The sequence below is a fragment of the Streptomyces sp. NPDC040622 genome (assembly GCF_055593965.1).
Genome location: NZ_JBVIXD010000016.1, coordinates 82,355 through 101,363 on the forward strand (window position 1 = coordinate 82,355; position 19,009 = coordinate 101,363).

A 19,009-nucleotide genomic window follows, 5' to 3' on the forward strand; every position below is an offset into this window, starting at 1 on the left:
GCCGGGTCCTGAGGGCCCGCGGCCCGGGCCGTTCCTCTCCGAGTGAGAAGGAACCGACCCGATGCACCTCACCGACCTCCTGTCCGACGACCGCCCCTTCGCCCTGCTGCGCCGCCGCACGCCGGGCCGTGACCCCGACACGGTCGAGGTCCTCGTGGGCCCGACCCGGACCCACGAACGCCTCGCGGACCTCCCCGAGGGCCTCGCGCTCGTGCCCTTCCGGCAGATCAGGGAGCGCGGGTTCGACGTCCGCGACGACGGCACACCGCTGATGGTCCTGACCCCCGAGGAACGGTACGAAGTACCGCTCGCCGAGGCACTTCGGGCGCTGCCCGCGCACGAGGTGCGGGTCGAGGGCGGGGCCTTCGACGTTAACGACGCGGCCTACGCGGACATCGTGGGGCGGGTCCTGCGCGAGGAGATCGGGCGGGGCGAGGGCGCCAACTTCGTCATCCGGCGCACGTACGAGGGCGAGATCCCGGGCTTCCGCAGGGCCGACGCCCTCGCGCTCTTCCGGCGGCTGCTGGTCGGCGAGCGGGGCGCGTACTGGACGTACGTCGTGCACACCGGGGACCGGACGCTGGTCGGGGCCAGCCCCGAGGTGCACGTGCGGATGTCCGGCGAGACGGTCGTCATGAACCCCATCAGCGGCACGTACCGCTACCCGGCCGACGGCCCCACCCCCGAGGACCTGCTCACCTTCCTCGCCGACGGCAAGGAGACCGAGGAGCTCTCGATGGTCGTCGACGAGGAGCTCAAGATGATGTGCGCGGTCGGCGACATGGGCGGTGTCGTGGTCGGGCCGCGCCTGAAGGAGATGGCGCATCTCGCGCACACGGAGTACGAGCTGCGCGGCAAGTCGTCGCTGGACGTGCGGGAGGTCCTGAAGGAGACGATGTTCGCGGCGACCGTCACCGGCTCGCCCGTGCAGAACGCCTGCCGCGTCATCGAGCGCCACGAGCCGCCGGGTCCTGACGGCGTGGGCCGCGGCTACTACGCGGGGGCCCTCGCCCTCATCGGCAGGGACGCGGGCGGCGCGCAGACCCTGGACTCCCCCATCCTGATCCGCACCGCCGACATCTCCCCGGCGGGCCGGCTGCGGGTGCCGGTGGGCGCCACCCTGGTGCGCGGCTCCGACCCGATGGGCGAGGTCGCCGAGACCCACGCCAAGGCCGCCGGTGTGCTGGCCGCCCTCGGCGTGCGCCCCGGCCGCCCGCGCGGGGAGGGCACCCGGCCCGCTCTCGCCGACGACCCGCGGGTGCGGGCGGCCCTCGACGGCCGGCGGGCGTCGCTCGCGCCGTTCTGGCTGCGGATGCGGGAGCCCACCGGCGAGCTGAGCGGGCACGCGCTCGTCGTGGACGGCGAGGACACGTTCACCGCGATGCTCGCGCACGTCCTGCGCTCCTGCGGCCTGCGGGTCTCGGTGCGGCGCTACGACGAGGAGGGGCTGCGCGACACGGTCCTCGCGCACGAGGGCCCCGTCGTCCTCGGCCCGGGTCCCGGGGACCCGTCCGACCTCACCGACCCCAAGATGCGGTTCCTGCGCTCCCTGACGGCGGAGGTGCTCCGCGCCCACGGGCACGGCGTGCTCGGCGTCTGCCTCGGGCACGAGCTGATCGCGGCCGAGCTGGGCCTGGAGATCGTCCGCAAGGAGGTGCCGTACCAGGGTGCGCAGACGGACATCGACCTGTTCGGGCGGGCCGAGACCGTCGGCTTCTACAACAGCTTCGTGGCGCGCTGCGACGACGAGGCGGCCGCGGAGCTGGCCGCGCACGACATCGAGGTCAGCAGGGACGCGGCGAGCGGCGAGGTGCACGCGCTGCGCCGCCGCGCGGGCGCGCCGGGCATCGCGGTCGCGGGCGTGCAGTTCCATCCGGAGTCGGTGCTCACGCTGCGCGGGACCGCGCTCGTGCGGGACCTGCTCGGTCAGCTGACGGCGGGGGCGGGCACCAGGACGTTCTCGGAGCGGCGGCCCGCCCGGTAGTCCAGGACGTTCTGCACCGTGGTGTCGATGATCTGGCCGACCGCGTCCGCGGTGTAGTACGCCTGGTGGGAGGTGACCACGACGTTCGGGAACGTGACGAGGCGGGCCAGGGTGTCGTCCTCGACGACCTCCAGGGACTTGTCGAGGAAGAAGAGCCCCGCCTCCGCCTCGTACACGTCCAGGCCCACGCCCGTGAACCGGCCGGCGCGCAACTCCCTGACCAGGGCGTCCGTGTCGACGAGGCCGCCGCGGCTGGAGTTCACCAGGATCGCGTCGTCCTTCATCATCCGCAGGGCGTCGGCGCCGATGATGTGCTGGGTGGAGGGGAGCAGCGGCACGTGCAGGCTGATGAGGTCCGCCTCGGCGAGGAGCTGCTCCCTGGCCACGTACGTCATGCCGAGCTCGACGCAGGCGGGGTTCTCGGCGACGTCCCAGCCGAGCAGCCGCATGCCGAAGCCGTGCGCGATACGGGTGAACGCCTCGCCGATCTTGCCGGTGCCGAGCACTCCGACCGTGCGGCCCCGCAGGTCGCGGCCCATCAGGCCGTCGAGACGGAAGTCGAAGTCGCGGGTGCGGTTGCTGGCGCGGACGATGCGGCGGTTGACGGCCATCGCGAGGGTCCAGGCGAACTCGGCCACGGAGTAGGGCGAGTAGTACGAGACGCGGGCGACGGTGAGGCCCAGGCGCTCGGCGACCTCCAGGTCGATGTTGTTGAACCCGGTGGAGCGCTGGGCGATCATCTGTGTCCCGCCGGCGGCGAGGGTCTGCAGGACGCGGTTGTTCAGCGTGGCGTTGACGCTGGAGGAGACGATCTCGTAGCCCGCGGCGATGGGCGCGGTGTCCTCGTTCAGGAACACGTCCAGGCAGCGGACGTCGTGGTGCCCCTCGAAGGCCTTCTCGATCAACGGCTTCTCGTCGGACTGCACGCCGAATGCGAGGATCTCCACGATTTCTCCCGTACATCGCCAGGTGACCGTTATGCGGATCTGCGGCCGAATATACGGTGCCCAGGGCGGCGGTGCCGGGCGGGCGCCGCCGCCCCGGGGGACGTCGAGGAGCGGGTGGGATCAGCCGAAGAAGACGCCGACCTCCGCGTAGAGCGCGGGATCCACCGTCTTCAGCCGTGCCGTGGCCTCCGCGATCGGGACCCGTACGACGTCCGTGCCGCGCAGCGCGACCATCTTGCCGAAGTCGCCGTCCCGCACGGCCTCGATGGCGTGCAGCCCGAAGCGGGTGGCGAGCCAGCGGTCGAAGGCGCTCGGGGTGCCGCCGCGCTGGACGTGCCCGAGGACGGTGGTGCGCGCCTCCTTGCCGGTGCGCCCCTCGATCTCCTTGGCCAGCCACTCGCCGACCCCGGAGAGCCGCACGTGCCCGAAGGAGTCCTGCGTGCCGTCCTTGAGGACCATCTCGCCGTCCTTGGGCATCGCGCCCTCGGCGACGACGACGATCGGCGCGTACGACGCCTTGAAGCGCGAGGTCACCCAGGCGCAGACCTGGTCGACGTCGAAGCGCTGCTCGGGGATGAGGATGACGTTGGCGCCGCCCGCGAGGCCCGAGTGCAGGGCGATCCAGCCCGCGTGGCGGCCCATGACCTCGACGACCAGGACGCGCATGTGCGACTCGGCGGTGGTGTGCAGCCGGTCGATCGCCTCGGTCGCGATGCCGACGGCGGTGTCGAAGCCGAAGGTGTAGTCGGTGGCGGAGAGGTCGTTGTCGATGGTCTTCGGGACGCCCACGACCGGGATGCCGTACTCGTCGGTGAGGCGGGCGGCGACGCCGAGCGTGTCCTCGCCGCCGATCGCGATGAGGGAGTCGACCTCGTACTTGGTGAGGTTCTCCTTGATGCGGCGCACGCCGTTCTCCGCCTTGAACGGGTTGGTGCGCGAGGAGCCGAGGATGGTGCCGCCGCGCGGCAGGATGCCGCGGACCGCGGGGATGTCGAGCGGGACGGTGTCGCCCTCCAGAGGGCCGCGCCAGCCGTCCCGGAAGCCGATGAAGTCGTATCCGTACTCCTGCACGCCCTTGCGGACGACGCCCCGGATGACGGCGTTGAGCCCGGGGCAGTCGCCGCCTCCGGTCAGTACGCCAATTTTCTTGGCCCCCATGGGGAAGTCCCTTCGCCTCAGTGACCTGATGCGAGTCACGCTAATGGTGATCCAGGTCACTCCGGGACGGTGCGAACGGTCAATTCCTTTGCTGCGCAGGGGAGTTGATCATGCGCGTTCACTCGAACGAGGGTCAGGCGTCGTCGAGGCCCCGCTCGATGGCGTACCGCACGAGCTCCACCCTGTTGTGCAGCTGCAGCTTGCCCAGGGTGTTCTGGACGTGGTTCTGGACCGTGCGGTGCGAGATGACCAGGCGCTCGGCGATCTGCTTGTAGCTCAGGCCCTTGGCGACCAGGCGCAGGACCTCCGTCTCGCGGTCGGTGAGCTGCGGCGCCTTCGGGTCGTCCGGGGTGCCGGCCGCGGGCTCGGTGGCCAGGCGGCGGTACTCGCCGAGGACCAGGCCCGCGAGGCCCGGTGTGAAGACCGCGTCGCCGACGGCCGTGCGGCGGACCGCGTCGATCAGCTCCTCGGTCGACGCCGACTTCAGGAGATAGCCGGTGGCGCCGGACTTGACCGCCTCCAGGACGTCGGCGTGCTCGCCGCTGGCCGACAGGACGAGGACCCGCAGCGCGGGGTTGGCGCCGACGAGCTCCTTGCAGACCCGCACGCCCGGCTTCAGCGGAAGGTTCAGGTCGAGGACCAGCACGTCGGGGGCCGCGGCCTGCGCGCGGCGGACGGCCTGCTCGCCGTCGCCCGCCGTGGCGACCACGTCGAGGCCCGCCTCCGCGAGGTCACGGGCGACCGCGTCGCGCCACATGGGGTGGTCGTCGACGACCATGACCTTGATCGGGTCGGCCACCGCGCCGCCCCCCGCCGCCTCGGCGGCCCCAGAGGCCCCAGCCGTCCCACTGGCCCCGGTGAGTCCGCTCGTCCCCGTGGCCGAATCCTGCTGTCGCTGCTCGTTCATCTCGCCTTTTCCGCCTTCCCCCGTGCGTCCCACGCCTCTTCGCGCGGCACTTTCAGTTCCACTTCCGTGCCCTGGCCCGGCACCGAGATCAGCTCGGCCGTGCCCCCGATGTCCCGCAGCCGGCCCCGGATCGACAGGGCCACGCCCAGGCGCCCCTCCCCCTCGGCCTCCGCGAGCCGGCCCTCCGGGATGCCCGGGCCGTCGTCCCTGACGGTCACGATCACCCCGTCCGGCTCGTCCTCGACGAGGATCCAGGCGCGGGCGTCCGTACCGACGTGCCTGCGGACATTGTCCAGTGCGGCGCCGACGGCGGCCGCGAGCTCCCTGGCGGCCCCGGGCGCGAGGAGCACCGGCGCCCCGGGCTCGGAGAGCGTCACCTTCGCGCCCGCGTGCGGGACCAGGAGCGAGCGCAGATCGCACGGCGCCGCGTCGTCCCGCTCGTCGTCGTCCGGCACCTCCACCGCGCGGACGACGGCACCCTGCGAGGCGTCCTCCGACGCGTACGAGGCGGGCACCATGCCACCGGCGACCAGGGTGCGCAGCGCGACCTCCTGCTCACCGGCGAGGCGGCCGAGCTCCGCCGCCTCGCCGCCGAGCGCGGTGCCGCGCCGCTGCACCATGGCGAGCACCTGCAGGACGCTGTCGTGGATGTCGCGGGCGAGGCGTTCGCGCTCGCGGGTCGCGGCCTCGATCTCCAGGGCGCGGGCGAGGGTGCGCTCGGAGGCGCGGGCCAGCTCCACGACGTAGCCGATGGCGATGGAGGCGATGCAGACCAGCAGGACGTTGTGCAGGGTGTCGCGGCTGAAGGCGCCGCGCTGCACCACGTTGGCGACGCCCACCAGCAGGGACGCCGAGGCCGCCCAGCGCCAGCCGCCCTTGATCGCGAACGCGAGGACGGATCCCGCGGTCCATATGGAGGGCAGCGTCGGGCCGCCGTCGACGATCCGCTGCTGGGAGTCGGCGAGCGGTGTGAGCAAAATGCCCACGATCGCCACGGTCAGGTCCGCGACGAGGAAGCGCCGGGTGCAGCTCGCCGCGTTCGCGACGCGGGGCAGGGTGGCCAGGGTCCAGGGGGCGAGCACCGCGTAGTAGGCGACGGCCAGCCAGGGGCGGTCCAGCTTCTCGTGCGCCGCCACGAAGAGGCCGATCGCGTACAGCATCGTCAGGACCCGGTAGGCGGTGAGCGCGCGCCACAGCGGCTGCTCGACCGACATCCTCATGACTTTCTCGCGCTTGGCCATGTCCCCCACCGCCCTGTTCCCACCCCTGAACGGACGCGGCAGGGCGCCGGACCGTTCCTCGTCCGCCGCCCCGTCCTAGTCGCCCGTCTTCTCGCCCGTCTTCTCCGCGGCCTTCTCGACGCCCTTCTCAGCAGTCTTCTCAGCAGTCTTCTCAACGGACTTGGCGGCCTTCGCCGCCTCGCTGATCTGACGCTTGGCGGCCGTCGCGTACATGTCGACGTACTCCTGGCCGGAGAGCTTCATGATCTCGTACATGACCTCGTCGGTCAGCGCGCGCAGCACGAAGCGGTCCTGCTCCATGCCCTGGTAGCGCCGGAAGTCGAGCGGCTTGCCGATGCGGATGCCGGGGCGCATCAGCTTCGGCATCACCTTGCCGGGCGGCTGGATCTTCTCGGTGTCGATCATCGCGACGGGCAGCACCGGCGCGCCGGTGGCGAGCGCCACGCGCGCGAGGCCGCCCGGCTTGCCGCGGTAGAGACGCCCGTCGGGCGAACGGGTGCCCTCGGGGTAGATGCCGAAGAGCTCGCCGCGCTCCAGGACCTCGATGCCGCTCTTGATGGCCGCCTCGCCCGCGCCGCGCCCGCCGGAGCGGTCCACGGGAAGCTGGCCCACGCCCTTGAAGAAGGCGGCGGTGAGCTTGCCCTTCACACCGGGCGAGGTGAAGTACTCCGCCTTGGCGATGAAGGTGACCTTGCGGTCGAGGACCGCGGGGAGGAAGAAGGAGTCCGAGAACGAGAGGTGGTTGCTCGCCAGAATCGCGGGGCCTTCGGCGGGGACGTTCTCAAGGCCCTCCACCCAGGGCCTGAAGCCGAGCTTCAGCGGCCCTCCGATGGCAACCTTCATTGCGCCGTAGATCAAACCGAGTGCCTCCTGTTTCTGTGGATCAGACCTTAACCCGGGGTACGGCCAATGGGCCCGACGACCCTGGTCGGTGTCAGTCCGGTCGCGTACGGTGAAGTACTCCTCGAAACCCCCCGCTGATCCCCTTGCCACATCTCACGAAGGAGACCGAGGTGCCGGTCCTCCCCGGAGCCGAGCCGTACCGCCACGAAGGCGGCGAGATCGGCGTCCTGCTCTGCCACGGCTTCACCGGATCCCCGCAGTCGCTGCGCCCCTGGGCCGAGTACCTGGCGGAGCGCGGCCTCACGGTCTCGCTGCCGCTGCTGCCCGGGCACGGCACCCGCTGGGAGGACATGCAGGTCACCGGCTGGCAGGACTGGTACGCCGAGGTGGACCGCGAGCTGCGCGGCCTCCTGGACCGGTGCGAGCGGGTCTTCGTCTTCGGCCTCTCCATGGGCGGCGCGCTCGCCCTGCGCCTCGCCGCGAAGCACGGGGACGAGGTCGCCGGCCTCGTCCTGGTCAACCCGGGGAACAAGGTGCACGGCCTGGCGGCGCACGCCCTGCCGGTCGTGCGGCACTTCGTGACGACGACCAACGGCATCGCCAGCGACATCGCCAGGCCCGGCTCCGAGGAGATCGGCTACGACAAGGTGCCGCTGCACGCCGCGCACTCCCTGCGCCGTTTCTTCCGCGTGGTCGACGCCGAGCTGCCGCAGGTGACCCAGCCGCTCGTGGTCCTGCACAGCCCGCGCGACCACGTGGTGCCGCCCGCCGACTCCGCCCGGATCCTCAGCCGCGTCTCCTCCAGGGACGTCGAGGAGATCCTGCTGGAACAGAGCTACCACGTCGCGACGTTGGACTACGACGCGGACCGGATCTTCGAGGAGAGTTACGCGTTCATCGGCCGGCTCGCCCCCAGCGTCGGTAAGGAAGGGACGGCCACCGGTGGCTGAGCACGAGGCGGACCGCGACGAGAGCCGCGAGCCGGAGAAGAGCCCGGAGAAGAGCAAGGTCCCCGAGGACGCGGCCGCGCAGGACGGCGCGCCGCAGGAAGGTGTCCCGGCCGACGGGATGCCTCTGGACGAGGACGCCGCCTGGCGGGCGATCGTCGCGGGGTACGGCGAGGAGCCCGCGGACCCGCCGGGCGCCAAGCCCTTCAAGGCGATCGAGGACCTGGCACTCCTGGAGACGGAGACGAACGGCCCCTCCGGCGGCCCGGTGAAGGACTCCCCCGAGCCCGGCAAGGACGACAAGTCCGGCCCCGGCAAGGCGCTCGGCAGCTCCGTCTCCTTCGCGCCCGGCGTCGGCGGCCCGCGCGACTACACCGCGCCGGAGCCCACCGAGAGCGACTTCGACGCCGATGACGAGGGTCACTTCGTGCCTCCGGAGCCGCCGCCGCTCCCCGAGAGCGACGTGACGGCCAGGTTCGCCTGGCTCGCCGTGCTCGGCGGCCCGCTGCTGATCCTGCTCGCCGTGCTCTTCGGCTGGCAGATGACGTGGTGGCTGACGACGCTCGGCATCGGTGGCTTCCTGGGCGGCTTCGCCACCCTGGTGGTGCGGATGAACAGCGACGACGAGGAGGACGACGACCCCGGACGCGGCGCCGTCGTCTGAGCCCACGGACCGAAGAGGGCCCGCCCGGAGTCTTCCGGGCGGGCCCTTCGCATGCCGGGGGGATTCCGAAGGGAACTCGATTCCGCCGGGCGGCGAAGAGGAGGTGAACCACCGAACGAGCCCAAGCCTTCGAGGCGTTCAGACGAACGAAAGGAGCCCCGATGACCGTCGAACCCGGCGTTCCCCTCGGCACGCGGCCCGAGCCCCGCGCCGGTGCGCGGCAGCCCGAGGCCCGGGCGGGGTACGTGCTCCACAGGGGAGAGCACGTACCGCCGCCCGGGCAGCGCGAGCAGAGCGACGCCTGGTCCATCGAGCGGTCCCGGGACGAGCCCGAGCAGTTCGCCGTCCTCTTCGACCGGCACGCCGACTCCGTATTCCGGTACGCGGCCCGCCGGCTCGGCCCCGAGGCGGCGGAAGATCTGATGGCGGACACCTTCACCACCGCCTTCCAGCAGCGCCACCGGTACGACCTGGCGCGGGCCGACGCCCGCCCCTGGCTGTTCGGCATCGCCACCAACCTCGTCGGGCGGCACCGCAGGGCCGAGGCCCGCCGCTTCAAGGCGCTGGCCCAGGTGCCGGCGCCGGTGCCGCACGAGGAGCCGGTCGCCGACCGCGCGGTCGCCCGCGCGGGTGCCGAGGGACTCCGCGGGGACCTGGCGGCGGCCCTGGCCGGGCTCTCCGCCCGGCACCGGGACGTGATCCTGCTGGTGGCGTGGGCCGACCTCGGCTACGAGGAGACGGCCCAGGCGTTGGGGGTGCCCGTGGGCACCGTCAGATCACGGCTGCACCGGGCTCGCAGCAGATTGCGCGAAGCACTGGGCGGATCCGATCCGACAGCTTTCCAGGAGGCACACGCCCATGAATGAGCTCGATGAACTGCGCGGCTGGGATGCGGGGGCTCCCCCGCTGGACGACGACGCGCGCCACCGCGCGCGGGTGCGTCTGTTCGCCGCGATGAACGAACGGCCCGCGGCGGTACGGCCGTCGCGGCGCCGGCCCGTGTTGCGTATCGCCGTCACCGGCCTGGTGGCAGCCGCGGTGGCCGCGGCTCTCCTGGTCACCGACGACGGCGCGAAGGAAGGGCAGCAGGCCAAGCCGCCCGCCGTCAGCTCACCGAACGTGACCGAAGTCGGCGCGGCGAAGGTGCTCAACGGAGCGGCCGCCCGGGAGCGGAGGCACGAGAAGCGGACCGTGGTGCCCCACGACGACCAGTTCATCTACTCCAAGCGGATCATCACGGAGACGGAACAGAAGACCGGCGAGGTCAAGAGCTACACCGACGAGATGTGGGACTCGGTGGACGGTTCCCAGCGCTCCTTGAGCATGGAGCTCGGCAAGATCATGTGGGAGGAGCCCTTGGGCGAGGGCGAGGGGGTGTGGCCGCCCCGCCGGTGGGACGAACTGAAGAAGCTGCCCACCGACCCCGAGAAGCTCGTCCCGGCCATCACTTCCATGGGCACGTCCGACAAGCCGATCAGCGAATTGACCAAGGACGACCGGTGGCAGGCCTACTTCCTGCTCGGCGAGCTCCTGAAGGCTCCGACGCTGCCCGAAGGGCTGCGCGCCGCAGCCTACGAAGGGCTGGCGCTCGTGCCCGGCGTCAAAACGGTCGAAGGGGTCGAGGACTCCGCCGGGCGGACCGGTGTGGGGATCGCCTACCCCAGCCAGTTCAAGGGCAGGTACCTCATCTTCGACGCGAAGTCCTACGCATTGCTGGGCTTCCGCGACGAGCGGGTCTCGCGCGACGGAAAGAAGACATACATCCAGCTGTCGCACACGGTCGAGTGGGCGGTCGTCGACAAGGTGAGGCAGCACCCGTAGGCCTCACCAGCACTCGCGCCCCGCAGCACTCACCCGGCGGCGGGAACCCTGAGGGCGGCCAGGACCGGCAGATGGTCCGTGGCCGCCCTCAGGTCGTCCTCGCCCACCCCGGGGAGGCCGAGGGGCACCCCGCAGCCGAGGACCTCGACGCCCCGGGTGGCGAAGAGCGCGTCGATGCGCTGGTGGGGGTCGTCCGGCGTCGAGGTGTTCTCGCCGCCCCAGGGCTTCGCCGCCCAGCAGTCCTGGAGGGCTTCGGCGATCCTGCGGAACGTCCGGCCCGTGGGCCGCTCGTTGAGGTCGCCGCCCGCGACCGCGTGCTCCACGCCCATCCCGGCGAGCCGGTCGAGCAGCATCCCGCCCTGCGCGTACCGCTCGTCGCCCCGCAGGCTCAGGTGACAGCTCAGCACACCGATCCTGGCGCCGCCGAAGCGGACGACGGCGGTCGCGAAGCCGCGCCGGTGCAGCCCGGGGGTGAGCGGGAGCAGGACGTCCTCGGTGCGCTCGACCGTGGCGCGCAGCGAGCAGAGCAGCGCGGGTCCGGCCGCGCTGCCGCCCCCGGAGAGGATCACCAGGTCGGCGGCGCGCGCGAGGCGGGCCAGCTTCTTGCGCCAGCGGAAGAACCGCGGCGCCTCCTGGATCAGGACGAGGTCGGGCGCGCAGGCGGAGATGACCCGGGCGAGCGCGGCGGTGTCGTCGCGCATCGAGCGGATGTTGTAGCTGAGCACCCGGACGACGGCCGAACCGTCGGATTCGGTGCGGGAGTTGGGAAGCAGGTCGCTGGCCATGGCGATCAAGATACGACAGTGCCCGCCGCTCCCCGAGGGGACGCGGCGGGCACCGGCGCACGGACCGGGGTGCGGGCCGGAACGCGGCCCGGCGTGCGGGTGTCACATGACGGGGTCGGGCTCCCGCGCCAGGTCGGCCGCGCCGACCATGCCCGCCTTGTTGCCCAGCTGGGCGGCGATGACCTCGGCCTCGGGGCGCCAGGCCGCGCCGACGAGCCAGCGCTTGAAGGACTTGCGGATCGGGTCGAGGACCAGTTCGCCCTCGTCCGAGAGGCCGCCGCCGACGATGAACGCGGACGGATCGAAGAGCGAGGCCAGGTCGGCGAGACCGGCGCCCGCCCAGCGGGCCAGTTCGCGGTAGGAGTCGATGGCGACGGCGTCGCCCTGCCGGGCGGCCATCGAGATGTGCTTGCCCTCGACGCCCTCGGGGGTGCCGTCGCCCAGCGAAAGGAGGTACTCGGCGTTCTCCGGGGTGGCGTTGGCGCGCTGCTTCGCGTACCGCACGAGGGCGCGGCCCGACGCGTACTGCTCCCAGCAGCCCTGGCTGCCGCAGCCGCAGAGCAGGCCGTCCGGCACCATCCGGATGTGGCCGAACTCGGCGGCCACGCCGAAGTGGCCGCGGCGCAGCTTGTTGCCGATGATGATGCCGCCGCCGAGGCCGGTGCCGAGCGTGATGCAGATGACGTTGCGGTGGCCCTTGCCGCCGCCGAAGCGGTACTCGCCCCAGGCCGCCGCGTTGGCGTCGTTCTCGACGACGACGGGCAGGCCGACGCGCTTCTCGACCTCTTCCTTCAGCGGCTCCTGCCGCCAGTCGATGTTCGGCGCGAAGTAGACCGTGGAGCGCTGCCGGTTGACGTATCCGGCGGCGCCGATGCCGACGCCGACGATCTCGTGCCCGGCCCGTGCGCCCGCCACGGCGGAGGCGATCGCGTCGACAATGCCCTCGGAAGTACCAGGAGTCGGCACCTTGAAGGTCGAGAGGATGTTGCCGTCCTCGTCGACCACGCCGGCCGCGATCTTGGTTCCGCCGATGTCGACGCCGATGGTGAGTCCCATGAATCCCTCAGTTCGATCGAGCCCCGCTACGGCCCACCGTACCCGAGGGGGGTCAGTCCAGATCGATGTGTTCCCCGGCCGCGGGGCCCTCGTCACGGCGGTCCGGGCCGTCCGTGCTCTCCCCCGCGCCGGGGCCCGTGCCGTCGCCGCGGGTCCACCGGCCCTCCTGGCCCTCGACCGCGGAGCGGTAGGCGGCGAGCAGCTCGGAGCCGGCCGCGGCGAGGTGGTCGAAGACGTCGGGGTTGCGCTCGATGACCGGCTCGACGACGGCCTTCGCCTCCCTGACGACCTGCTTCAGGGTCTGTTCGACGGCGCCCTGCGCCACCGCGCCGAGCAGCGGTGACTGCAGTCCGGAAAGCTTCTCCGAGACGGCGTCGACGAGCTTGCGCAGCTCCTCGGCGGCCGAACCGGGCGGGGGGCCGTACTGCGTGCGGCGGCGGGCCTGCTCCGCCGCGAGATCCTCGGCGCACGCCTTCTCCCAGGCGTCGGCGTCGGTTTCCGGGGCGTCCGGGGCTTCGCGCTCGGTGGCATCGCTCATACCACTCGACGTTACCCGAATGGCCGTAGGGCGTTCACCGTCCGTGTACGAGCCATCCCATGTACGAGCCATCCCGGGTACGAGCGGAGTATCAGTGGCCGCGGGGCCACAGGGCGGGGTCGGGCGCGAACCGCACCCGCAGCTCGCCCTCGCGCAGCCCGGCGCCCTTGACGGTGCAGCGGCGCAGCGCGGACGGCAGAGTGACGATGCGGCGGAAGGGGCCCGCGGTGACGACGAGTTCGTCGCCGCGCCGGATCAGGCCGAGCTCCTCGCGCGTGACGCCGGGGAGCGGGATGTGCCATACGTATGTGTGGCTGCCGTCGTCGGCGGGGGCTTCGGTGACCGGCCAGGCGGCGGGCCGGGCGTCCTCGGCGGCGGGTGCCGTCAGGCCGAGGGCGACGAGGTCGTCGGCGCCGCGCGGGTCGCGCCCGAGGTGCGGGACCGTGCCGACCCGGTCGTACGCGGCCCGCCAGTCGTCCAGCGTCTTGAGCTGCTGGGCGGCCAGGCCCGCGAGCCAGGTGTCGGCGCTCGCGTCGGGCAGCATCCGGTTGGCGACGAGGAGGTCGGTGCGCAGGCCGTGCAGGGCCAGCCCCGCCGCGGCGGTACGCACGGCGTCGGCGCCCGCGGGGCCGGGCTCGGCGACCAGGCGGACGGTGGTGGCGGGGGCCTCGATCACCCGCTGGGCGGCGGCGAGTTCGTCCTCCCAGCGGGCCGCGGTGTCGTACAGCCAGGCGGCCGGCATCGGAACGCCCGCGAGGCGGCCGAGCATGGGGCGCAGCGCGCGGGCCGCCTGTCGCTCGGGCGGCAGCAGCCTGCGCAGATAGCGGCGGAGCTGCTCGGGGAGCGCGAGGGTGGCCAGCGCCCTGGGGGTGGCGGGCAGGTCGACGACCACGGTGTCGTACGGGGTGTCGCGGGCGGCGTCGCGCAGCGCGCGCAGCAGGGCCAGCTCCTCGCCGCCGGGCAGCGGGGTCAGTTCGTCACCGTCGAGCCGCTCGGCACCGAGCAGGTCCAGGACGGAGGCGGCACGTTCCTGCAGGGCGAGCAGGTCGTCCCGGAAGCGGTCGTCGGGGGCGAGCCGCCGGGCGGTGAGCCCGGGGTGCGCGTCCGGTGCGCCGAGGACCGTGCCGAGGGTGTCGGCGCGGTCCGCGGAGAGCACGAGGACCCGCTGCCCCGCGCGGGCCGCGGCGAGCGCGGTGGCCGCGGCGACGGTGGTCCGCCCGGAGCCGCCGGGGCCGGTGACGAGAAGGGTGCGCATAAGGGTGAACGGTACGTCAGCGGTCGTTCCGCCCGAGCGGCCGCCGGCCGGCGGCCGCTCCCGTCGTGACGCCTACTTCGGGCCGGACTCCACGCGCTTCTTCAGGCCCGCGAGTGCCCGGTCGATGATGACCTTCTCCGCCTTGCGCTTGATCATGCCGAGCATCGGGATCTTGACGTCGACGGTGAGCCGGTAGGTGACCTCGGTGCCCGCGCCGGCGGGCTTGAGGTGGTAGGAGCCGTCCAGGGAGCGCAGCATCTGGGACTTGACGAGGGTCCAGCTGACCTCGTCGTCGCCGGTCCAGGTGTAACCGAGCGTCTGGTCGTCCTTGATCGCGCCCGCGTCCATGACGAGGCGGACCTCCTTGGCGCGGCCCCGCTCGTCGGTGGCCAGGACCTCGGCCTCCTTCACCTCTCCCGTCCAGTCCGGGTAGCGAGCGAAGTCGGCGATCACTCCCATCACCTCGGCCGGTGCCGCCTCGATCGTGATGCTCGAGCTGGTGTGTTCCGCCATCGCTGTGGCTCCTCCAGATGCGGTCCGGGACGGGGTGGTGTGTACCGCGTGAAGGCTACCGCGCCACCAGGGGGACGGCTCGCGTCGCCTCCCTCCCCCGGGCCCGGGTGGCCGGGGGTCACCACTCCAGGGACCAGGGCCTGGAGGTTGTGGCGAAGTGCCCCACGTTGACGCACTCGGTCGCGCCGACGCGCATGCGCCGCACCAGCGGCTGGTGGACGTGGCCGAAGAGGGCGTACCGGGGGCGGGTCCTGCGGATCGCGTCGAGCAGCGCGCGGCTGCCGCGTTCGAAGCGGCGCGCGACGGTGTCGTAGAGGAGCTCGGGCAGGTCCGGCGGAATGTGTGTGCACAGGACGTCGACCTCGCCGACCGCCTCGATCTTGGCGGCGTACTCCTCGTCGCTGATCTCGTAGGGCGTCCGCATCGGGGTGCGCAGGCCGCCGCCGACGAACCCGAAGACGCGGCCGCCGATCTCGATCCGTTCGCCGTCCAGGACGGTGGTGTCCGGGCCCGCGTACTCGGGCCACAGGGTGGGGATGTCGACGTTTCCGTAGGTGGCGTACGTCGGGGTGGGGAAGGCCGCGAAGAGTTCGGCGTACTGCTTGCGCACCGCGCGTTCGATCGCAGGGCCCCGGTCGATGTCCGCCCACAGCTCCCGGCCGAACTCCCTGGCCTCCTCGAAACGGCGGGCGGTCCGCAGCTCCACCAGCCGCGATGCGTTCGCCGGGCCGAAGAGGTCGGGGAAGATGCCGCGCGAGTGATCGGCGTAGTCGAGGAAGAGCACGAGATCGCCGAGACAGACGAGCGCGTCCGCGCCGTCCCCCGCGCGGGCGAGCCCTTCGGCGTTGCCGTGCACGTCACTGACCACATGGACCCGGAAACCTGGCATGCCGATCACCCTAGAACGGCCGCCCCGCAGGGGGTAGAGGCCCTGTACAACGGCCGGACCTGCGGTTACTTCCGAGTCGGGAAGACCGTGGCGTACTGTGCGATGCAGACCACGACGACGTGTGACGCACCGAACATCTGGGCCCGACCCCCTACCGAACCAGCCATACCGATGGGTAACGTCCGGGCAGTCCAGTAGTGCTCAGCCCCCCACTCGACTGAGCACCTGCCCGATCTTGGACCGCACCGTCGCAGCACACAACGTCGTGGCGCCGGCGCCCTATGTAGGAGCAGCAGTCTTGCGCGAGTTCAGCCTTCCGGCCCTGTACGAGGTCCCTGCGGACGGCAATCTGACCGACATCGTCCGCCGAAATGCCGCGCAGCACCCGGATGTCGCCGTCATCGGCCGCAAGGTCGACGGCCGCTGGCAGGACGTCACCGCCAAGGCCTTCCTCTCCGACGTGCGTGCCACCGCCAAGGGTCTGATCGCCGCCGGTGTGCGCCCCGGCGACCGCGTCGGCCTGATGTCCCGCACCCGGTACGAGTGGACGCTCCTCGACTTCGCCATCTGGAGCGCGGGCGCGGTCACCGTGCCGGTGTACGAGACGAGCTCGGCCGAGCAGATCCAGTGGATCCTGGGCGACTCCGGCGCCGTGGCCTGCGTCGTCGAACTCGACGCGCACGCCGGTGCCGTCGAGTCGGTGCGCGACAGGCTGCCCGCCCTGGAGCACGTCTGGCAGATCGACAAGGGGGGCGTCGACGAGCTGCACCGTTCCGGCGCCGACGTCCCGGACGCGACCGTCGACGAGCGCAGCGCGGTGGCGGGCGCCGACGACCCGGCCACCATCGTCTACACCTCGGGCACCACGGGACGCCCCAAGGGCTGCGTGCTCACCCACCGCAGCTTCTTCGCGGAGTGCGGCAACGTGGTGGAGCGCCTCAAGCCCCTCTTCCGCACCGGCGAGTGTTCGGTCCTGCTCTTCCTGCCCGTCGCGCACGTCTTCGGGCGGCTCGTCGAGGTCGCCGCGCTGATGGCACCGATCAAGCTCGGCCACGCGCCCGACGTCAAGAACCTCACGGACGAACTGGCGTCCTTCCGGCCGACGATGGTCCTCGGCGTCCCCCGCGTCTTCGAGAAGGTCTACAACTCGGCGCGCGCCAAGGCCCAGGCCGACGGCAAGGGCAAGATCTTCGACAAGGCCGCGGACACCGCGATCGCCTACAGCCGCGCGCTCGACACCCCCGCGGGCCCGTCCGTCGGCCTGAAGGTCAAGCACAAGGTCTTCGACAAGCTGGTGTTCAGCAAGTTGCGCGCCGTCCTCGGCGGCCGCGGCGAGTACGCGATCTCCGGCGGCGCCCCGCTCGGCGAGCGCCTCGGCCACTTCTTCCGCGGCATCGGCTTCACGGTCCTGGAGGGCTACGGCCTGACGGAGTCCTGCGCGGCCACCGCCTTCAACCCGTGGGACCGCCAGAAGATCGGCACGGTCGGCCAGCCGCTGCCGGGCTCCGTCGTCCGCATCGCCGACGACGGCGAGGTGCTGCTCCACGGCGAGCACCTGTTCAAGGAGTACTGGAACAACGAGGGTGCCACCGAAGAGGCCCTGGCCGACGGCTGGTTCCACACCGGCGACATCGGCACCCTCGACGAGGACGGCTACCTGCGCATCACCGGCCGCAAGAAGGAGATCATCGTCACCGCGGGCGGCAAGAACGTCGCCCCCGCCGTGATCGAGGACCGCATCCGCGCCCACGCCCTGGTCGCCGAGTGCATGGTCGTCGGCGACGGCCGTCCCTTCGTGGGCGCGCTGGTCACGGTCGACGACGAGTTCCTGGGCCGCTGGGCCGCCGACCACGGCAAGCCCGCCGGGTCGACCGCGGCCTCGCTCCGTGACGACCCGGAGCTGCTCGCGGCGATCCAGAGCGCGGTGGACGACGGCAACGCGGCGGTCTCCAAGGCGGAGTCCGTCCGCAAGTTCCGCGTCCTCGGCTCGCAGTTCACGGAGGAGTCGGGCCACCTGACGCCGTCGCTGAAGCTGAAGCGGAACGTGGTGGCGAAGGACTACGCGGACGAGATCGAGTCGATCTACGGCTAGATCCGGGGCGGGGGCGCCCACTCGCCGTGGAGGGCTCCTTCGTTCGCGGCTCCCGGTCAGCGGTGGTCGCTCGCGCAGTTCCCCGCGCCCCTGAAGGCTGGGGCTGCGCCCCGCTTCCCCCAATGGCCCCCCGTAGGCGCTACAGGAGTTCCTTGAGGCGCTCTGCCAAGAGGTCCCAGCGCCACTTCTCCTCCACCCACTCCCGCCCCCGCTCCCCCATGCGCCGCCGCAACTCCGCGTCGCCGAGGAGTGCGGTGATCCGGTCGGCCGCCTCTTCGGGGGCGCCTCCCCGCACGACCCAGCCCGTCTCCCCGTCGAGCACCGCGTCCGGCGCGCCGCCGGAGTCGCCCGCGACCACGGGCAGGCCCGTCGCGGACGCCTCCAGGTAGACGATGCCGAGTCCCTCCACGTCCAGGCCCCCGCGCCGGGTCCTGCAGGGCATGGCGAAGACGTCGCCCGCGCCGTAGTGCGCGGGAAGCTCCGCCCACGGCACCGCGCCGGTGAACCGCACGGAGTCCGCGACGCCCGTCCCGGCGGCGAGCCTGCGCAGGTCCTGCTCGTAGGGGCCGCCCCCGACGATCAGCAGGACCGCTTCGGGCTCCCGCGCCAGGATCCGCGGCATGGCGCGGATCAGCGTGTCCTGGCCCTTGCGCGGCACCAGCCGGGAGACGCAGACGACGACGGGCCGGTCGGTCAGGCCGAGCCGGGCCCGCACCTCGGCGCCACCGGATCCGGGGTGGAAGGTCTTCTCGTCGACGCCGGGCGGCAGTTGGACCATCCGGCCGGCCGCGGCGGGGGTCAGGGCCCCGGCGATCCGCGAGCGCGTGTACTCGCCGAGGTAGGTGATCGTGTCCGTCGACTCGCCGATCCGGCGCAGCAGTTGCCGTGCGGCGGGCAGCTGGGCCCAGCCCGCCTCGTGGCCGTGCGTGGTGGCGACGAGGCGGGTCGCCCCGGCCTTGTGCAGCGCCGGCCCCAGCAGGCCGAGCGGGGCGGCCGCCCCGAACCACACCGACGTGCAGTCGTGTTCGCGCAGCAGCGAGACGGCACGGCGGGTGACCCGCGGGGTGGGCAGCAGCATCGTGGTGCGGTCGCGTACGACCTGGAAGGGCTGCTCGGCGTCGAAGGCGGCGGTGGCCTCGGCGCCCTCGCGGCCGTGCTTCCAGGTGGAGGCGTAGACGACGAGCCGCTCGGGGTCCAGGCGCAGCGCCATGTTGTGCAGGAACGCCTGGATGCCACCGGGCCTGGGCGGGAAGTCGTTCGTGACGATCAGGGTCTTGTGCATCGCGCACGACAGTACCGAAAGCCGGGGGCCCGGCCGAAAGCCGTGGACCGGCCGGGGCCCGCCGGCGGTACCGATCGGCCCAGCCTC

General features: G+C 72.4%; 18 protein-coding genes. 6 read left to right on the forward strand and 12 right to left on the reverse strand.

What is annotated here, in order from left to right; all coding sequences use genetic code 11:
- The first annotated feature begins 61 nt into the window (after nucleotides 1-61).
- On the forward strand, nucleotides 62-1,984 hold the full coding sequence (locus ACZ592_RS35800) for an anthranilate synthase family protein (RefSeq protein ID WP_471585897.1): 1,923 nt from the start codon (nucleotides 62-64) through the stop codon (nucleotides 1,982-1,984).
- Here ACZ592_RS35800 and ACZ592_RS35805 read toward each other — a convergent pair.
- The 5 genes from ACZ592_RS35805 to ACZ592_RS35825 form a co-directional block, all read right to left on the reverse strand.
- Nucleotides 1,927-2,931, reverse strand: coding sequence for a 2-hydroxyacid dehydrogenase (locus tag ACZ592_RS35805; protein ID WP_471585898.1), 1,005 nt, complete (start codon nucleotides 2,929-2,931; stop codon nucleotides 1,927-1,929). The two genes, ACZ592_RS35800 and ACZ592_RS35805, sit on opposite strands and share 58 nt — an antisense overlap.
- Nucleotides 2,932-3,051: 120 nt before the next feature.
- A complete protein-coding gene (locus ACZ592_RS35810; RefSeq protein WP_471585899.1) occupies nucleotides 3,052-4,089 on the reverse strand; it encodes a 6-phosphofructokinase in 1,038 nt (345 codons plus the stop codon).
- Between the two features lie 133 nt (nucleotides 4,090-4,222).
- Nucleotides 4,223-4,867 carry a response regulator gene (locus tag ACZ592_RS35815; RefSeq protein WP_471585933.1) on the reverse strand — a complete coding sequence of 215 codons (645 nt, stop codon included), beginning with the start codon at nucleotides 4,865-4,867 and terminating at the stop codon, nucleotides 4,223-4,225.
- Between the two features lie 125 nt (nucleotides 4,868-4,992).
- Complete coding sequence (macS, locus tag ACZ592_RS35820) at nucleotides 4,993-6,237, reverse strand: MacS family sensor histidine kinase (protein ID WP_471585900.1); 1,245 nt, start codon at nucleotides 6,235-6,237, stop codon at nucleotides 4,993-4,995.
- 75 nt (nucleotides 6,238-6,312) lie between these two features.
- A complete protein-coding gene (locus ACZ592_RS35825) occupies nucleotides 6,313-7,092 on the reverse strand; it encodes a lysophospholipid acyltransferase family protein (RefSeq protein WP_471585934.1) in 780 nt (259 codons plus the stop codon).
- Nucleotides 7,093-7,250: 158 nt separating this feature from the next.
- On the opposite strand from ACZ592_RS35825, the gene ACZ592_RS35830 reads away from it, so the two are divergent.
- The 4 genes from ACZ592_RS35830 (at nucleotide 7,251) to ACZ592_RS35845 (ending at nucleotide 10,512) form a co-directional block, all read left to right on the forward strand.
- Nucleotides 7,251-8,030: an alpha/beta hydrolase gene (locus ACZ592_RS35830; RefSeq protein ID WP_471585901.1), complete on the forward strand. Its 780-nt coding sequence runs from the start codon at nucleotides 7,251-7,253 to the stop codon at nucleotides 8,028-8,030.
- Nucleotides 8,023-8,691 carry a hypothetical protein gene (locus tag ACZ592_RS35835; RefSeq protein ID WP_471585902.1) on the forward strand — a complete coding sequence of 223 codons (669 nt, stop codon included), beginning with the start codon at nucleotides 8,023-8,025 and terminating at the stop codon, nucleotides 8,689-8,691. Before ACZ592_RS35830 ends, ACZ592_RS35835 begins: the two co-directional genes overlap by 8 nt.
- Nucleotides 8,692-8,852: 161 nt before the next feature.
- Complete coding sequence (locus ACZ592_RS35840; protein ID WP_471585903.1) at nucleotides 8,853-9,557, forward strand: RNA polymerase sigma factor; 705 nt, start codon at nucleotides 8,853-8,855, stop codon at nucleotides 9,555-9,557.
- Nucleotides 9,550-10,512 (forward strand): CU044_5270 family protein, encoded by a 963-nt coding sequence (locus ACZ592_RS35845; RefSeq protein ID WP_471585904.1) that lies wholly within the window; start codon nucleotides 9,550-9,552, stop codon nucleotides 10,510-10,512. The genes ACZ592_RS35840 and ACZ592_RS35845 overlap by 8 nt, the downstream gene beginning before the upstream one ends.
- Nucleotides 10,513-10,541: 29 nt before the next feature.
- Here ACZ592_RS35845 and ACZ592_RS35850 read toward each other — a convergent pair whose 3' ends face one another.
- From ACZ592_RS35850 to ACZ592_RS35875, 6 genes are all read right to left on the reverse strand, one after another.
- The gene (locus tag ACZ592_RS35850) at nucleotides 10,542-11,297 is read right to left on the reverse strand and encodes an endonuclease/exonuclease/phosphatase family protein (RefSeq protein WP_471585905.1); all 756 of its coding nucleotides are present in this window, start codon (nucleotides 11,295-11,297) and stop codon (nucleotides 10,542-10,544) included.
- Nucleotides 11,298-11,399: 102 nt separating this feature from the next.
- Nucleotides 11,400-12,353, reverse strand: a complete 954-nt coding sequence (locus tag ACZ592_RS35855) for an ROK family glucokinase (RefSeq protein WP_471585906.1) — start codon at nucleotides 12,351-12,353, stop codon at nucleotides 11,400-11,402.
- Between the two features lie 52 nt (nucleotides 12,354-12,405).
- Nucleotides 12,406-12,891: a DUF5304 domain-containing protein gene (locus ACZ592_RS35860; RefSeq protein WP_471585907.1), complete on the reverse strand. Its 486-nt coding sequence runs from the start codon at nucleotides 12,889-12,891 to the stop codon at nucleotides 12,406-12,408.
- 91 nt (nucleotides 12,892-12,982) lie between these two features.
- On the reverse strand, nucleotides 12,983-14,146 hold the full coding sequence (locus ACZ592_RS35865; protein ID WP_471585908.1) for an ArsA family ATPase: 1,164 nt from the start codon (nucleotides 14,144-14,146) through the stop codon (nucleotides 12,983-12,985).
- Between the two features lie 72 nt (nucleotides 14,147-14,218).
- Nucleotides 14,219-14,659, reverse strand: a complete 441-nt coding sequence (locus ACZ592_RS35870) for an SRPBCC family protein (RefSeq protein WP_471585909.1) — start codon at nucleotides 14,657-14,659, stop codon at nucleotides 14,219-14,221.
- Nucleotides 14,660-14,777: 118 nt separating this feature from the next.
- Nucleotides 14,778-15,548 (reverse strand): metallophosphoesterase family protein, encoded by a 771-nt coding sequence (locus ACZ592_RS35875; RefSeq protein WP_471585910.1) that lies wholly within the window; start codon nucleotides 15,546-15,548, stop codon nucleotides 14,778-14,780.
- Between the two features lie 298 nt (nucleotides 15,549-15,846).
- On the opposite strand from ACZ592_RS35875, the gene ACZ592_RS35880 reads away from it, so the two are divergent.
- Nucleotides 15,847-17,640 (forward strand): AMP-dependent synthetase/ligase, encoded by a 1,794-nt coding sequence (locus ACZ592_RS35880; RefSeq protein WP_471585911.1) that lies wholly within the window; start codon nucleotides 15,847-15,849, stop codon nucleotides 17,638-17,640.
- Nucleotides 17,641-17,779: 139 nt separating this feature from the next.
- Here the strand turns inward: ACZ592_RS35880 and ACZ592_RS35885 are convergent, their stop codons facing one another.
- Nucleotides 17,780-18,922: a glycosyltransferase family 4 protein gene (locus ACZ592_RS35885; RefSeq protein ID WP_471585912.1), complete on the reverse strand. Its 1,143-nt coding sequence runs from the start codon at nucleotides 18,920-18,922 to the stop codon at nucleotides 17,780-17,782.
- Between the last annotated feature and the right edge of the window lie 87 nt (nucleotides 18,923-19,009).

Bases quoted from the DNA above. Each gene is read 5' to 3' on its own strand.
- ACZ592_RS35800 (WP_471585897.1), top strand. From the start codon at position 62: ATGCACCTCACCGACCTCCTGTCCGACGACCGCCCCTTCGCCCTGCTG.
- ACZ592_RS35810 (WP_471585899.1), bottom strand. From the start codon at position 4,089: ATGGGGGCCAAGAAAATTGGCGTACTGACCGGAGGCGGCGACTGCCCC.
- ACZ592_RS35815 (WP_471585933.1), bottom strand. From the start codon at position 4,867: ATGGTCGTCGACGACCACCCCATGTGGCGCGACGCGGTCGCCCGTGAC.
- macS (WP_471585900.1), bottom strand. From the start codon at position 6,237: ATGGCCAAGCGCGAGAAAGTCATGAGGATGTCGGTCGAGCAGCCGCTG.
- ACZ592_RS35840 (WP_471585903.1), top strand. From the start codon at position 8,853: ATGACCGTCGAACCCGGCGTTCCCCTCGGCACGCGGCCCGAGCCCCGC.
- ACZ592_RS35845 (WP_471585904.1), top strand. From the start codon at position 9,550: ATGAATGAGCTCGATGAACTGCGCGGCTGGGATGCGGGGGCTCCCCCG.
- ACZ592_RS35850 (WP_471585905.1), bottom strand. From the start codon at position 11,297: ATGGCCAGCGACCTGCTTCCCAACTCCCGCACCGAATCCGACGGTTCG.
- ACZ592_RS35855 (WP_471585906.1), bottom strand. From the start codon at position 12,353: ATGGGACTCACCATCGGCGTCGACATCGGCGGAACCAAGATCGCGGCC.
- ACZ592_RS35860 (WP_471585907.1), bottom strand. From the start codon at position 12,891: ATGAGCGATGCCACCGAGCGCGAAGCCCCGGACGCCCCGGAAACCGAC.
- ACZ592_RS35865 (WP_471585908.1), bottom strand. From the start codon at position 14,146: ATGCGCACCCTTCTCGTCACCGGCCCCGGCGGCTCCGGGCGGACCACC.
- ACZ592_RS35870 (WP_471585909.1), bottom strand. From the start codon at position 14,659: ATGGCGGAACACACCAGCTCGAGCATCACGATCGAGGCGGCACCGGCC.
- ACZ592_RS35875 (WP_471585910.1), bottom strand. From the start codon at position 15,548: ATGCCAGGTTTCCGGGTCCATGTGGTCAGTGACGTGCACGGCAACGCC.
- ACZ592_RS35885 (WP_471585912.1), bottom strand. From the start codon at position 18,922: ATGCACAAGACCCTGATCGTCACGAACGACTTCCCGCCCAGGCCCGGT.